Source organism: Bradyrhizobium sp., assembly GCF_036009065.1.
In the GTDB taxonomy this organism is placed as follows: domain Bacteria; phylum Pseudomonadota; class Alphaproteobacteria; order Rhizobiales; family Xanthobacteraceae; genus Bradyrhizobium.
In genome coordinates this window covers 1-14,700 of sequence record NZ_DASYMN010000435.1, presented here as the reverse complement: position 1 = coordinate 14,700, position 14,700 = coordinate 1, and the positions used below count along the sequence as shown (strand labels likewise).

The window sequence follows — 14,700 nt, the reverse complement described above, 5'->3', positions numbered from 1 at the left end:
CAAACCGCTTACGCGGCCTGAGCAACCGGAGCATAGTTGTCGTTTGCAACTATTGCATAGCCCGATAACGGCGGAACCATACCGAGAAAAAGCGAGCCCTTTACGCCCTCGTCGATCCTATTTCGCCCCCGCCGAAGCCCGCTTGTCTGCCGGGAACATGCCCGACGGGCTTGGGTGGAGGCGCCGGGTACCGCCCCCGGGTCCGAATGGTTTATTACGACGGCCATTTATTTCCATAGCCGGCGAACCGGCTCCTCCAATATAGGATGCCAAGATTGAGAAAAATAGAGCCGGATCAGGGCATTTAGTCACGGAACAAAGCGCAGGCACGAAAGCCCGGGAAAATCGGTTGGCCTCGCGCACCCTTCGTTCTAAATCTCGGTCATGTCTCCGGATTCGCCTCCCGCAGCTATCCCCGCGCCCGATATCCAGGCACCTGCGGAACCGCCCGGCCTTCTTCAGCTGTTCCTGGCCTTCGCCAAAATATCGCTTTCCGGCTTTGGCGGGGTTTTGGTGTTCGCCCGGCGCGCGATCGTCGAAAAATACCGCTGGATGACGGCGGATGAGTTCAACGAGACCTACGCCCTCTGCCATTTCCTGCCGGGCCCCAACATCTGCAATCTGTCCGTGGTTTTCGGTGCCCGTATAAGAGGCATTCCCGGAAGCCTGGCGGCATTTACGGGCCTCGTCGGCCCCCCGGTTGTCATTGTTTCTGCTTTGGCGATGATTTATGCGCGCTACGGCGAAATTCCGGCGCTGCAGCGGACGCTGGCGGGGGTTTCTTGCGCTGCGGTCGGACTGGTCATCGGCGTCGCGGCCCGAATGATGGGACCGCTTCTGAAGCGGCGCGATCCCGTTGCCCTCGGCTTCCTGATCGCGGTATTTGTGGCAATCGGCCTGTTGCGATTGCCGCTGCCCCCGGTTCTCCTCGTCGCGATTCCCCTGAGCATCGCCGTTACCTATGCGATGCAGAGGAATATGGCGCGATGAACGGCGGTATCGGCGACCTCTGGACGCTGGCATGGACCTTCGGGTTGCTGTCCCTGTTCGCGATCGGGGGTGCCGCTTCGGCAATTCCCGAAATGCACCGTATCGCCGTCGACCTCCACCACTGGATGACGGATGCGCAATTCGCCGACGCCTTCGCGATTTCGCAACTGTCGCCCGGCCCGAACATCTTGATCGTCACCCTGATTGGATACCAGGTTGCCGGGGTCGCCGGCGGACTGGTGGCGACGCTGGCGATGTGCGGTCCGACAGCAGTCATGGCCTATAATGTCAGCCGCCTGCTGCATCGCTCCAGTCAATCGAAATGGCCCGCCATCATTCAGGCGGCGCTGGTTCCGCTATCGATCGGGTTGATGACGGCGAGCGCGCTGGTGCTGGCGCAGGCCGCGGACCGTACCTGGCTCGCGGTGGCCCTGACTGCAAGTGCGGCAATTTTGACGCTTGCCACCCGCGTCAACCCGCTGTGGTTATTGCTCGCGGGGGGATGTCTTGGTTTTGCTGGCGTTGTCTGACGAAAATCGCTAGGCAATGTTGGGGGCGGGCGGCATCAGCAGCCATCCAAGCACAATGGGCGAAAAGTCCGGTACGGGGAGGGAGATCGATGAGTGACGCGCCGAGCCAGGGGCCGGTCAAATCCATGATGCCGAAATGGGTCCGCAATCCGCAGGATTTTGTCGGCGGCATTGCATTGATGGCGATTGCGGCGTTCGCCTTGTGGGCGTCGAGCGATCTGCAGGGCATGCACGGGTTTTCATTCGGCGCCGGTACTGCACCGCGCATGTTCGCACTGCTGCTGCTGGGACTTGGCGCCGCGATCGCGGTCGTCGGACTTTTGACCGAGGGGCCGCATCTGGCGACCTATGCCTGGCGCGGCCCGCTGTTCGTCTCGCTGTCGATCCTTTCTTTCGCGTTCACGATCCGGCCGCTGGGTCTGGTGGTTTCGGCGATGGCCAGCTTCATGATCGCCGCGCTTGGAACGCCGGAAACCCGTTGGACTGAAACCATCATCGTCGGCGTTTGCCTGACGGCATTCTGCAGCTTTCTGTTTCCCTATGCGTTGGGGCTGCCGCTGCAGCTGCTGCCGCGTTTCATGATTCAATGAGGGCGTGATGGCTGATCTGTTTTCCAATCTTGCCCTCGGTTTCGGCGTCGCCTTCACGCCGATGAACCTGATGCTCTGCCTGATCGGCGCGCTGGTCGGCACCCTGGTCGGCGTACTGCCCGGCGTTGGCACCATCGCCACGGTCGCCATGCTGCTGCCGATCACCTTCGGCTTGCCGCCGGTCGGCGCGCTGATCATGCTCGCCGGCATTTATTACGGCGCGCAATATGGTGGCTCGACCACCTCGATCCTGGTCAACATTCCAGGTGAGGCGGGCTCGGTCGTTACCACGCTCGACGGTTTCCAGATGGCCAAACAAGGCCGCGCCGGGCCGGCGCTTGCCATTGCCGCGATCGGCTCATTTTTCGCCGGCTGCGTCGCGACCGTTCTGATCGCGGTGCTGGGCGCGCCGCTGACCAAACTCGCTCTGGCGTTCGGTCCCGCCGAATATTTCTCGCTGATGGTGCTTGGCCTGATCTTCGCCGTGGTGCTGGCAAAAGGCTCCGTGTTGAAAGCAATCGCGATGATCGTATTCGGATTGCTGCTGTCGATGGTCGGATCCGACATCGAGACCGGCGCGTCGCGGATGGCCTTTAATATCCCGGAACTGGCCGACGGTCTCGGCTTTGCCACGGTGGCGATGGGCGTGTTCGGATTTGCGGAAATTATCCGCAATCTCGACGCCGGCGCGGAAATGGACCGCGAACTGGTCCAGCAGAAGGTCACCGGGCTGATGCCGACCAAGAAGGACCTGGTCGCCTCGGCGCCGGCGATTCTTCGCGGCACGGTGCTGGGATCGATTCTGGGCATTCTGCCGGGCGGCGGCGCGGTGATCGCGTCGTTCGCGGCCTATACGCTGGAAAAGAAGATCGCCAAGGATCCGTCGCGGTTCGGCCGGGGCGCGATTGAAGGCGTCGCAGCACCGGAAAGCGCCAACAACGCGGCGGCGCAAACCTCGTTCATTCCGCTGCTGACACTCGGTATTCCGCCCAATGCCGTGATGGCGCTGATGGTCGGTGCGATGACCATTCACGGCATCGTGCCTGGCCCGCAAGTTATGCAGAAACAGCCCGAACTGGTCTGGGGCATGATTGCCTCGATGTGGGTCGGCAATCTGATGCTGCTTGTCATCAACCTGCCGATGGTCGGAATCTGGGTGCGGTTGTTGCGGGTGCCGTATCGGCTGTTGTTTCCGGCGATCGTGATCTTTTGCGCTATCGGCATCTATTCCCTCAACAATGCTCCGGTCGATGTCATCCTCGCAGGGGCGTTCGGCCTGGTTGGCTACTGGCTGATCAAGCACGATTTCGAGCCGGCCCCGCTGTTGCTGGGCATGGTGCTTGGACCCTTGATGGAAGAGAACCTTCGGCGGGCGCTGCTGATCTCGCGCGGCGACGTCACTGTATTTGTCACACGTCCGCTGTCGGCGGTTCTCTTGGCGGTAGCCGCCTTCCTGCTGGTGCTGGCAGTACTGCCATCGCTGCGCAAGAAGCGCGACGAGGTGTTCGTGGAGTCCGAAAACTAGCTGCGGCGTTGCGCCGCGTCCCGAAGTCGAATGGATTTCGGGCGCGGTGGGGTATTGACTTGAAATCTGGCCCGTTCGCAGCGGTATTTGCGCAACGCGCCCTGTCGGAGGAAACCAATGAATTTGTACCGTCGCCTGCTTGCAACCGGCAGTCTGGCTGCACTGGTCAGTTTCGGCGCGATCGCTAACTCTGCCCAGGCGCAGGATTATCCGACGCGCACCATCACCATGATCGTGCCGTTCGCGGCCGGCGGCCCGACCGACGTGATTTCCCGCATCGTCACCGCGCACATGGCGCAGACGCTCGGGCACAGCATCATCATCGAGAATGTGGTCGGCGCAGCCGGCACCACGGCGACCGCCCGCGCCGCGCGCGCTGCGAATGACGGATACACCCTGATCACCGGCCATATGGGCACTCACGCCGCGTCGTTGCCGCTTTATCCGAAGCTTGCTTATCATCCGGAAAAGGATTTCGAGCCGATCGCGCTGCTGGCCGGCACCCCGATCCTGATCCTCGCGCGCAAGGATTTTCCACCCAAGGACCTCAAGGAGTTCATCGCATATGTGAAGGCCAACACCGAGAAGGTCAACGCGGCGCATGCCGGTGTCGGCTCGGTCTCGCATGTGTCGTGCGAACTGCTGAACTCACTGCTCGATATCAAGCCGATCGGCGTTCCGTTCAACGGCACAGGACCTGCCATGAATGCACTGGTCGGCGGACAGGTGGATTACATGTGCGACCAGATCGTCAATGCGGTGCCGCAGATCAATGGCGGCACCATCAAGGCTTACGCGATCGCCACCCCCGAGCGTAATCCGTCGTTGCCCAATCTGCCGACAACTGCAGAAGCTGGCCTGCCAGCGTTCCAGGCGCAGGCATGGAATGCGATTTTCGCGCCGAAGGGAACGCCCGGGCCTGTTATCGCCAAGCTCAACGCGGCGGCAGCCAAGGCGCTGGATGACGAAGGTGTCCGCAAGCGCCTGCTCGATCTCGGCAGCGTCATCCCGAAACCGGCGGAACGGACCCCTGAAGCGCTGGCCGCCCTGGTGAAGAGCGAAATCGCGAAATGGTCCCCGGTGCTCAAGCCGGCGAGTAACTGAATTCAAGCCGGCGATTACTGGTTGAAGGCGAGGGCGGGACGCAGGTTCCGCCCTTGCCGTTTGCGCGACGGATCCTCACTTTTCCGGGTATAATCGACCGATATCGACGAATTGGCGCTGTCGGATCTATGGCCTGAACGATAGGTTCGCCGCTTCAAAAGCCACAAAACAACGCCATGAATCAGTATCACGACCTGCTTGGACGGATTCTCTCGGACGGTGCGGAAAAGCACGACCGCACCGGCACCGGCACGCTGTCGGTATTCGGGCATCAGATGCGCTTCAATCTGGCCTCGGGCTTTCCGATGCTGACCACCAAGAAGCTGCCGCTCAAATCGATCGTGCACGAACTGCTGTGGTTTCTGCAGGGCGACACCAACATAAAATACCTCAAGGACAACGGCGTTTCGATCTGGGACGAATGGGCCGATGCCAACGGCGATCTCGGTCCGGTCTATGGGTCGCAGTGGCGATCGTGGCCGGCGCCGGACGGGCGCAGCATCGATCAGATTTCCAACGTGGTTGATATGATCAAGCGCAACCCGGATTCCCGCCGCCTGATCGTCAGCGCGTGGAATCCGGCCGATGTCGACAAGATGGCGCTGCCGCCATGCCACTGCCTGTTCCAGTTCTATGTCGCGGACGGCAAGCTGTCGTGCCAGCTCTACCAGCGCTCGGCCGATGTGTTCCTCGGCGTACCCTTCAACATCGCATCCTACGCGCTGCTGACCATGATGGTGGCGCAGGTGACGGGGCTGAAGCCCGGCGACTTCGTTCACTCCCTCGGCGATGCGCATCTCTATTCCAACCACCTTGAACAGGCCCGGCTGCAACTGACGCGGCCGACCCGCGCGCTGCCGGTGATGAAGATCAATCCTGCCGTCAAGGACATCTTCGCCTTCCGCTACGAGGACTTCGTGCTCGAAGGCTACGACCCACATCCGCACATCAAGGCCGAGGTCGCGGTGTAGCGAAATATGGGTCAGGACCGCGCCACGTTTCAGCAACTTGCGGAAATGCGCTTGGCGGAAGCGAAGGCTTTGCACGCCGAGGGCCTGTATTCAGGAGCTTACTACCTGGCGGGCTATGCGATCGAGTGCGCCTTGAAGGCGAAGATCGCTGGGGATTTCCGTGAGAATGAAATTCCGGAGCTGAAACGTGTGCAGAGTATCTACACCCACGACCTCAGTGCATTGCTGGGTCTTGCCGTTCTGAAAGAAAATCTGGACGCAGAGAAAGATTTGCATCCGGAGCTATACCAGCGGTGGGGGCGTAGCGAGAGCATGGTCCGAGAATGCGCGTTATAAGGTTTGGACGGAAGCCGATGCGTCGGCTATATTGGATGCGATTGATGGGGCGGACGGGATCCTGGAATGGCTGCAGAATCGTTGGTAGATTCGAAGTTCGAAGCCTCAAAGCAGTTGGCCAGTGCACTGGTCCAGCGCGGGGCGCCATTGCTCGCGGCATTTTGGGATTTTCACGAGGACGTAGGTCGCTGGACCCTGGTACTGGTGCCCACTTCGCCGGAAGAGCAGCGTCGGCTGATCAAACAGGCAACCGACCTTCTGATAGATCCGCCCTACCGTTCGATTTTTTCCATTTCTGACCCGCTGGTTGATAGTCACCAAATCGACCGCGCGCGAGCGCTTGGCGCCTACATCAGGTACGAACCCTATATTGGCCGCCGCTTTGACACGACATTTACCAACGGCGAGTTTTTCGAGAGCGTCGTTCCGGTGTACTTCAAACCGGAATTGCTGACGCGTCTCGCAGTCGCTTCCTGAGTCTCCAACGTGCCATCACTGCGACTGATCGTGGGTTGGTTATCTCGCGAAAGTTAATGTCATTGTGATTGAAATCGTCCTCATCGTCGCCGTTGCTGAGAACGGCGTGATCGGCTCTGTCGGATCCATTCCCTGGCGCCTCAAAACCGATCAGCAACGCCTCAAGACAATGACCATGGGCAAACCGGTGGTCATGGGCCGCAAGACCTTCGAATCATTGCGCCGGCCGCTGTCCGGGCGAACCAATATCGTAGTCACCCGTGACGCGAATTTTCGCGCGGCGGGGGCGGTGGTGACGACCTCCTTTGCAGACGCGCGAGCGACGGCGCTTGGCGATGCGCTGCGGCGTTTAGCCACTGAGATCGCCGTCATCGGTGGCTCGGAAATCTACGCGCAATGGATGGACGTTGCCGACCGGCTGGAAGTCACCGAAGTTCACGCGAAACCGGAAGGCGACACACGCCTCGCCCCGATTGACCTGAAGGAATGGGAAGAAGTCGCGCGCACATCCCAGGTGAGGACGGACGACGATACGGCCGATTTCTCTTACGTCACATATAGACGGCATAGCCGAAGCCCGCGCCCCGCATAGTCGCCGAATGCGGCATTAACCGCTTCAGTCGATGCTTACATTGACAATTATCGGTTCGGGCTTAGCTGCTGGCAGGCAACAAGCCGCGTTGTAAGGGCCGGGGCGGTCCCCTATAAGGCCATGCAGAGTTTGCGAGGCCGGTGTTTTGGCCCGCGGAGGGAGACTGTCGATGCCGTGGAAGAATCAAGGCGGGGGCCCATGGGGCTCGGGTCCGAAAGGGCCGTGGGGCTCCGGCCCGCAGTCGGTGGGGCCGAGGCCGCCTGATCTCGAAGACCTGCTGCGCCGCGGTCAGGACAAGCTTCAGCAGATATTGCCGGGCGGTTATTTCAGCGGCATGGGCATCGCGATCATTCTGCTTGTGGCGGTGGCAATCTGGCTGTTGTCCGGATTCTTCCGCGTGCAGTCCGAAGAACTCGGCGTGGTGCTGCGGTTCGGCAAGCATGTGCGCACCGTACAGCCGGGCTTGAACTATCACCTGCCGTATCCGATCGAGACCGTGCTGCTGCCGAAGGCGCTGCGCGTCTCGACCATCAGCATCGGCATGACGCTGATCGACGACCCGGCGCGGCGCGGCAGGACCATGCGCGACGTTCCGGAAGAAAGCCTGATGCTCACCGGCGACGAGAATATCGTCGACGTGGATTTCACCGTGCTGTGGCGGATCAAGCCGGACGGCGTCGGCAACTATCTTTTCAATATCCAGAATCCCGAAGGCACCGTGAAGGCGGTCGCCGAAAGCGCGATGCGCGAAGTGATCGGGCGTTCCAACATCCAGCCGATCCTGACCGGCGCCCGCACCACCACCGAGGCCGGGGTGCAGGACCTGATGCAGAAGACGCTCGACAGCTACGGTTCCGGCGTGCTGGTGCAGCAGGTGCAGATGCAGAAGGTCGACCCGCCGGCACAGGTGATCGATGCCTTCCGCGACGTGCAGGCCGCGCGCGCGGACCTCGAGCGATTGCAGAACGAAGCCCAGACCTATGCCAACCGCGTCGTCCCGGACGCGCGTGGACGTGCCGCGCAGATCTTGCAGGTCGCCGAAGGTTACAAGGAGCAGGCCGTCGCCGAGGCCAAAGGCCAGAGCGCGCGCTTCCTGAAGGTGTACGACGAATACGCAAAGGCAAAGGATGTCACCCGGCAACGCATCTATCTTGAAACCATGGAGCGCATTCTCGGCAACGCCGAAAAGCTGGTCTATGACGGCGGCGGCTCCTCGTCCGGGCAGAGCATCGTGCCGTATTTGCCGCTGAGTGAACTGACGCCACGGCGTCCCCCGGCGACATCGACCCAGCCGCAAGCTCAGGGCGGAGGCTCCCGATGAGGTCAGGAATTTCAGGAATCGTCGCGATCCTCGTGCTGCTTGTCATAGTCGTGGTCGGCTACAGCTCGGTCTTCACGGTGAATCAGACTCAGCAGGCACTGGTGGTTCGGCTCGGTGAGCCGGTCAAGGTAGTCACCGAACCCGGTTTGAATTTCAAGGCGCCGTTCATCGACACCGTGATCAGCATCGACAAGCGGATTCTCGATCTGGAAAATCCGTCGCAGGAAGTCATCGCGTCCGACCAGAAGCGCCTCGTGGTGGATGCCTTCGCGCGTTATCGCATCAAGAACGCGCTGCGGTTCTATCAAAGCATCGGCTCGATCCAGGCCGCCAACATCCAGCTGACTACGCTGCTCAACGCGTCGCTGCGAAGGGTGCTCGGCGAGGTGACCTTCATCCAGGTGGTGCGGGACGAACGCGAGGCGCTGATGGCGCGGATTCGCGACCAGCTCGACAAGGAAGCCGACGGATACGGCATCCAGGTGGTCGACGTGCGGATCAGGCGCGCCGATCTGCCGGAACAGAACAGCCAAGCGGTCTATCAGCGCATGCAGACCGAGCGACAGCGCGAGGCGGCTGAATTCCGCGCGCAGGGCGGCCAGAAGGCGCAGGAGATCCGCTCCAGGGCCGACCGCGAGGCGACCGTGATCGTTGCGGAGGCCAATTCCACCGCCGAGCAGGTGCGCGGCGCGGGCGACGGCGAGCGCAACCGGCTGTTCGCCGAAGCCTATGGCAAGGATCCGGACTTCTTCGCCTTCTACCGCTCGATGACGGCGTATGAGAACGGGTTGAAGAGCAACGACACCCGGTTCCTGCTGCGCCCGGACTCCGACTTCTTCAAGTTCTTCAGTAACTCGTCCGGCCATCCGCCGGTCGCGCCGGCCCAACCGGCGGCGAGCGCCGCGCCGAAGCCTTAATACCTCCCCGTCATTGCGAGGAGCTCTTGCGACGAAGCAATCCAGTCCGTGGCACCATTCTGGATTGCTTCGCTTCGCTCGCAACGACGGCGTCCCTGGGGACGCCGTTTTGCGTTCGAGCCCGCTCTCCTCTAAGAAGATGCAATGTCGTCGGGCGAGCCGGATTCGCCGCGTAGAACAACACCATGGGGGAGGTTTCAGTCGGATGAGGTCCATAGCGTTCGCCGACTTCCTCATCGGTGTGGGTATTCTGTTTGTGCTCGAGGGCCTGCTGTTCGCGGCAAGTCCTGTATGGATGCGGCGGGCCATGAAAAGCGCGCTGGCGACGCCGGACAACATCCTTCGCGCGGTGGGGATCGGATCGGCGATCGCGGGCCTCATTCTGATATGGTTCGTGCGGCGCTGATCGATTCGGGGAGCCCGGCCGAGGTCCTTAAAAAATACCATAGGGATCAACGCCATCGTGAGCCGGGGCGTCCGTTTTTCGCCGTAATCCAAGGCGCTGATGGCGCAAAATTGCACGGCGCATGCTTGCGCCTTTGCCCGGTTCGGGCGCACTGTGGACCTTAAATTTCCGGCCCCTTTTTCAGGAGAGAGAATAGACATGACCGGAGCGACTCCCGCCTTGAGCCATCGCCTGCGCCCATGGGCCGCGGCCGTCTGTCTTGGCGCCGCGACCACCCTGGTTTCCCTGCCGGCGCTCGCGCGAGGGCCTGACGGCATCGCCGACGTGGCTGAGAAGGTGATCGATGCGGTCGTCAATATTTCGACCACCCAGACGGTCGAGGCCAAGGCAGGCGCCGACGGCGGCCGGGGCGCCATGCCGCAATTGCCGCCCGGATCGCCATTCGAGGAATTTTTCGACGATTTCTTCAAGAACCGCCGCGGGCCGGGAGGCGACAAGGGTGGCGGCGGCATGCAGCCGCGCAAGACCAACTCGCTCGGCTCCGGCTTCATCGTCGATACCGCGGGCATCGCCGTGACCAACAACCACGTCATCGCCGATGCTGACGAAATCAACCTCATCATGAATGATGGCACCAAGATCAAGGCGACGCTGGTCGGTGTCGACAAGAAGACCGATCTGGCGGTGTTGAAATTCACCCCGCCGGCCAAACCGCTGGTCGCGGTGAAATTCGGCGATTCCGACAAGCTTCGGCTCGGCGAATGGGTGATCGCGATCGGCAATCCGTTCAGCCTCGGCGGCACCGTCACCGCGGGCATCGTCTCGGCGCGCAACCGCGACATCAATTCCGGGCCTTATGACAGCTACATCCAGACCGACGCCGCGATCAACCGCGGCAATTCCGGCGGCCCGCTGTTCAACCTCGACGGCGAGGTGATCGGGGTCAATACGCTGATCATCTCGCCCTCGGGCGGTTCGATCGGCATCGGCTTTGCGGTGCCCTCCAAGACCGTGGTCGGCGTGGTGGATTCGCTGCGCCAGTTCGGCGAGCTTCGCCGCGGCTGGCTCGGAGTGCGCATCCAGCAGGTCACCGACGAGATCGCCGAGAGCCTCAACATAAAACCCGCGCGCGGCGCCTTGATCGCCGGTGTCGAGGAGAAGGGCCCCGCAAAACCCGCCGGCATCGAGCCCGGCGACGTCGTCATCAAGTTCGACGGCAAGGACATCAAGGAGCCGAAGGACCTGTCGCGGGTCGTCGCCGATACCGCGGTCGGCAAGGCAGTCGACGTCGTGGTCATCCGCAAGGGCGAGGAGCAGACCAAGCAGGTCACGCTCGGCCGCCTCGAGGATGGCGAGAAGGCGGTGCAGGCGTCGAGCAAGGGCCAGCCCGAAGCCGAAAAGCCCGCGACGCAAAAGGCGCTCGGCCTCGATCTTGCGGGGCTCAGCAAGGATCTGCGCAGCCGCTACAAGATCAAGGACAGCGTCAAGGGCGTCGTCATCACCAGCGTCGATTCTTCCTCCGACGCCGCCGAAAAACGGCTCAGCGCCGGCGAGGTGATCGTCGAGGTGGCGCAGGAGGCGGTGACCAACGCCGCCGACGTGAAGAAACGCGTCGAGCAATTGAAGAAGGACGGCAAGAAATCCATCCTGCTGCTGGTTTCCAACCCCGAGGGCGAACTGCGGTTCGTCGCGCTGAGCGTGCAGTAGAACAATCATCGTCATGGCCGGGCTTGATCCGGCCATCCATCACTTTTGAACGATTCTTGCGAAGATGGATGGATACGCGGGTCAAGCCCGCGTATGACGCGAACTCAAGTCACAAACTCATCCCGCCGATAGCCCTGCGCATAGAGCAGCGCGGTGAGATCGCCATGATCGATCCGGGCATGCGCGGCGGCGGCGACCGCGGGCTTGGCGTGGTAGGCGATGCCAAGGCCGGCGCTCTGGATCATGCCGAGATCGTTGGCGCCGTCGCCGGCCACCAGGGTGTCGAGATCGTCGAGGTCGAAGGCTTCGCGAAGCTCGACCAGCGTCGCCAGTTTGGCGGCGCGGCCTAGAACAGGTTCGGCGACTTTGCCGGTCAATTTTCCATCCTCGACCAGCAATTCATTGCCGCGGTTTTCCTGAAATCCGAGCATCGCGGCGATGGCGCTGGTGAACAGGGTAAAACCGCCGGAGATCAGGCAGGTATAGGCGCCGTGCGCGCGCATGGTCGCCACCAGTTCGCGGCCGCCCGGCGTCAGGGTGATTCGCTTTGCCAGCACCTCGTCGACCACGCCGGCCGGCAATCCCGTGAGCAGCGCGACCCGCGCGCGCAACGCAGGCTCGAACTCGATTTCGCCGCGCATTGCGCGCTCCGTGATGGCGGCGACGTGCGCCTTCAGGCCGACGTAATCCGCCAGCTCGTCGATGCATTCCTGGCCGATCATGGTGGAATCCATGTCGGCCAGAAAAAGTTTCTTGCGCCTGATGATCGCAGGCTGCACCACAATATCGATCGGCAGATCGCCTCTCGCCTCGCGCAGGCGCTTGGCGATGGCGCCGATATCCTCGGGCGAGGTGAAGGGAATGTCGACGGCCACTTCCTTGAACAGCCATTGCGCAGGTCCGGCGCCGGGAAGAATTGCGCGCGCGCCATCGACGATCGTCGAGTCGAGCGCGGGATTGGCCGGATTGCATATCAGCGTGGCGACGAGAGACATGGCGTGAATTCGCAGCAGGAAAACAGCAAGGCGGTGCTTATCGCAGGGCCCACCGCCAGCGGCAAGTCGGCGCTGGCGCTTGCGCTGGCGGACGCGACCGGCGGCGTGATCATCAACGCCGATTCGATGCAAGTGTACCGCGATTTGCGCGTACTCACCGCGCGGCCGACACCGGATGAAGAGGGGAGGACGCCGCATCGGCTGTACGGCCATGTCGATGCAGCGGTGAATTTTTCCGCGGGAGCCTGGGTAGCCGATGCCGGAAAAGCGCTGGCGGAAGCGCGGGCGCAAAACCGCATGCCGGTTTTTGTTGGCGGCTCAGGGCTGTATTTCAAGGCGCTGACGCATGGGCTGTCCGCGGTGCCGCCGATACCGCCGGACATGCGTGAGGATGTCCGGGCACGGCTGGCGCGCGACGGCGTCGAGGCGCTACATGCGACGCTGATGCAGCGCGATCCGGCGTCGGCCGTACGCCTGAAGCCGCGCGACAGGATTCGCATCGCTCGCGCGCTCGAAGTCGTCGAGGCCACCGGGCGTTCGCTGACCGATTGGCATCGCGAAGGACTACCGCCGCTGCTGCCGCCGGGACATTTCACGGGGGTGTTTCTCAGCCCCGAACGGGATGAGCTTTATGCGCGGATCGACGTACGGTTCGACGCGATGTTGAAGGCCGGCGCGCTCGACGAGGTGGCAGCGCTGGCATCTCGAAAGCTCGATCCGCTGCTGCCGGCGATGAAGGCGCACGGCGTGCCGGCCTTGATCCGGCATCTCAAAGGCGAACTTCCGCTAGAAGAGGCAACGATGATCGGACGGGCCGACACCCGGCACTATGCCAAGCGGCAGTTCACCTGGTTTCGGCATCAATTGCCGGAGTTCGAGTGGGTTAAGCCGGAGCAGGCGCGGGCGTGGCTGCCGCATCGCAATAATGATGAAAATGCTCGCCCCGCGCTGCAAACCCCGCTAACCTCTGAATAACGCAATTTGCGGCCTTGGCTTGACTTTCCCGGTTTGGCCGCTATGTTCCGCGCAACCTTTGAGAAGTCCGAGCGCCGAAATGAGCAATAAAATTACCAAACTCCTTATTGTCGTCGTACCCAGGCGCACCGCGGGGGCTGGCTGAGGCCATCCCATAACCGGGCGGTGTGCATGGGGCCTTTTGGGCCCTTTTTTATTTTCCGAACCGAAACGACCAAGTCGCGCCCAGGCGCATCCGGAGCCAGCCATGAACGACCACAACAGCCACGATCCCAACCAGATGACCGGCGCCGCCATGATCGTCCGCGCGCTGGCCGATCATGGCGTCAAGCACATCTTCGGCTATCCCGGCGGCGCGGTGCTGCCGATCTATGACGAGATTTTCCAGCAGAGCGAGGTCGAGCACATCCTGGTGCGGCACGAGCAGGGCGCCGGTCACGCCGCCGAAGGCTATGCGCGCTCCACCGGCTTGCCCGGCGTGGTGCTGGTGACCTCGGGCCCGGGCGCCACCAACATGGTGACGCCACTCACCGACGCGCTGATGGATTCGATCCCGCTGGTCTGCATCACCGGACAAGTTCCGACGCACTTGATCGGCAACGACGCGTTCCAGGAATGCGACACCGTCGGCATCACCCGGCCCTGCACCAAGCACAACTGGCTGGTGCGGCGGATCGAGGATCTGCCGAAGGTGCTGCACGAGGCATTCTATGTCGCGACCACCGGCCGCCCGGGCCCCGTCGTGGTCGACGTGCCGAAGGACGTTCAGTTCGCCACCGGCACCTATCATCCGCCACGCAAGTCCGATGTGCATATCTCCTATTCGCCGCGGGTAAAGGGCGATGCGGCGCAGATCCGCAAGGCGGTGGCGCTGCTGGCGTCCGCCCGGCGTCCGGTGATCTATTCCGGCGGCGGCGTGATCAATTCCGGCCTCGAGGCTTCAAAACTGCTGCGCGAACTGGTCGAGGTGACGGGATTTCCGATCACCTCGACGTTGATGGGGCTCGGCGCGTACCCCGCGTCGGGCAAGAACTGGCTCGGCATGCTCGGCATGCACGGCACCTACGAAGCCAACATGGCGATGCACGATTGCGACGTCATGCTGTGCGTCGGCGCGCGCTTCGACGACCGTATCACCGGCCGCACCGACGCGTTCTCGCCGAACTCGAAGAAGATTCATATCGACATCGATCCGTCGTCGATCAACAAGAACATCCGCGTCGACGTGCCGATCATCGGCGACTGCGGCAACGTGCTCGGCGAC

General features: G+C 62.3%; 16 protein-coding genes and 1 other RNA gene. 15 read left to right on the top strand and 2 right to left on the bottom strand.

Annotation, left to right across the window (positions count from 1 at the left end; all coding sequences use genetic code 11):
* Window positions 1–291: a transfer-messenger RNA gene (ssrA, locus tag VGP39_RS25835) on the bottom strand; the annotation flags it as partial.
* 93 nt (window positions 292–384) lie between these two features.
* Between ssrA and VGP39_RS25830 the strand changes: the two genes are divergently transcribed.
* The 13 genes from VGP39_RS25830 to VGP39_RS25770 all read left to right on the top strand — a co-directional run bounded on the left by VGP39_RS25830 (window position 385) and on the right by VGP39_RS25770 (window position 11,466).
* Window positions 385–990 carry a chromate transporter gene (locus VGP39_RS25830; protein WP_327570925.1) on the top strand — a complete coding sequence of 202 codons (606 nt, stop codon included), beginning with the start codon at window positions 385–387 and terminating at the stop codon, window positions 988–990.
* Entirely contained in the window at window positions 987–1,520 is a 534-nt protein-coding gene (locus VGP39_RS25825) for a chromate transporter (RefSeq protein WP_327570924.1), read from the top strand. The genes VGP39_RS25830 and VGP39_RS25825 overlap by 4 nt, the downstream gene beginning before the upstream one ends.
* 89 nt (window positions 1,521–1,609) lie before the next feature.
* A complete protein-coding gene (locus VGP39_RS25820; RefSeq protein WP_327570923.1) occupies window positions 1,610–2,110 on the top strand; it encodes a tripartite tricarboxylate transporter TctB family protein in 501 nt (166 codons plus the stop codon).
* Window positions 2,111–2,117: 7 nt separating this feature from the next.
* Complete coding sequence (locus VGP39_RS25815; protein ID WP_327570922.1) at window positions 2,118–3,635, top strand: tripartite tricarboxylate transporter permease; 1,518 nt, start codon at window positions 2,118–2,120, stop codon at window positions 3,633–3,635.
* 117 nt (window positions 3,636–3,752) lie between these two features.
* A complete protein-coding gene (locus VGP39_RS25810) occupies window positions 3,753–4,739 on the top strand; it encodes a tripartite tricarboxylate transporter substrate-binding protein (RefSeq protein WP_327570921.1) in 987 nt (328 codons plus the stop codon).
* Window positions 4,740–4,915: 176 nt separating this feature from the next.
* The gene (locus tag VGP39_RS25805) at window positions 4,916–5,710 is read left to right on the top strand and encodes a thymidylate synthase (protein ID WP_327570920.1); all 795 of its coding nucleotides are present in this window, start codon (window positions 4,916–4,918) and stop codon (window positions 5,708–5,710) included.
* A gap of 6 nt (window positions 5,711–5,716) precedes the next feature.
* Entirely contained in the window at window positions 5,717–6,046 is a 330-nt protein-coding gene (locus tag VGP39_RS25800) for a hypothetical protein (protein ID WP_327570919.1), read from the top strand.
* A 66-nt stretch (window positions 6,047–6,112) separates the two neighbouring features.
* Window positions 6,113–6,523, top strand: a complete 411-nt coding sequence (locus tag VGP39_RS25795) for a hypothetical protein (RefSeq protein ID WP_327570918.1) — start codon at window positions 6,113–6,115, stop codon at window positions 6,521–6,523.
* Window positions 6,524–6,590: 67 nt separating this feature from the next.
* Window positions 6,591–7,115 carry a dihydrofolate reductase gene (locus tag VGP39_RS25790; RefSeq protein WP_327570926.1) on the top strand — a complete coding sequence of 175 codons (525 nt, stop codon included), beginning with the start codon at window positions 6,591–6,593 and terminating at the stop codon, window positions 7,113–7,115.
* Between the two features lie 169 nt (window positions 7,116–7,284).
* Window positions 7,285–8,436, top strand: coding sequence for an FtsH protease activity modulator HflK (hflK, locus tag VGP39_RS25785; RefSeq protein WP_327570917.1), 1,152 nt, complete (start codon window positions 7,285–7,287; stop codon window positions 8,434–8,436).
* Window positions 8,433–9,353, top strand: a complete 921-nt coding sequence (gene hflC, locus VGP39_RS25780) for a protease modulator HflC (RefSeq protein ID WP_327570916.1) — start codon at window positions 8,433–8,435, stop codon at window positions 9,351–9,353. Before hflK ends, hflC begins: the two co-directional genes overlap by 4 nt.
* A gap of 205 nt (window positions 9,354–9,558) precedes the next feature.
* A complete protein-coding gene (locus tag VGP39_RS25775) occupies window positions 9,559–9,759 on the top strand; it encodes a DUF2065 domain-containing protein (RefSeq protein WP_327570915.1) in 201 nt (66 codons plus the stop codon).
* A 198-nt stretch (window positions 9,760–9,957) separates the two neighbouring features.
* A complete protein-coding gene (locus VGP39_RS25770; protein ID WP_327570914.1) occupies window positions 9,958–11,466 on the top strand; it encodes a Do family serine endopeptidase in 1,509 nt (502 codons plus the stop codon).
* Window positions 11,467–11,570: 104 nt separating this feature from the next.
* Here VGP39_RS25770 and serB read toward each other — a convergent pair whose 3' ends face one another.
* A complete protein-coding gene (serB, locus tag VGP39_RS25765; RefSeq protein ID WP_327570913.1) occupies window positions 11,571–12,461 on the bottom strand; it encodes a phosphoserine phosphatase SerB in 891 nt (296 codons plus the stop codon).
* 3 nt (window positions 12,462–12,464) lie between these two features.
* On the opposite strand from serB, the gene miaA reads away from it, so the two are divergent.
* Both miaA and VGP39_RS25755 read left to right on the top strand, forming a co-directional pair.
* A complete protein-coding gene (miaA, locus tag VGP39_RS25760) occupies window positions 12,465–13,436 on the top strand; it encodes a tRNA (adenosine(37)-N6)-dimethylallyltransferase MiaA (protein ID WP_327570912.1) in 972 nt (323 codons plus the stop codon).
* A gap of 247 nt (window positions 13,437–13,683) precedes the next feature.
* A partial coding sequence (locus tag VGP39_RS25755) for a thiamine pyrophosphate-binding protein (protein ID WP_327570911.1) occupies window positions 13,684–14,700 on the top strand: 1,017 nt, incomplete at its 3' end.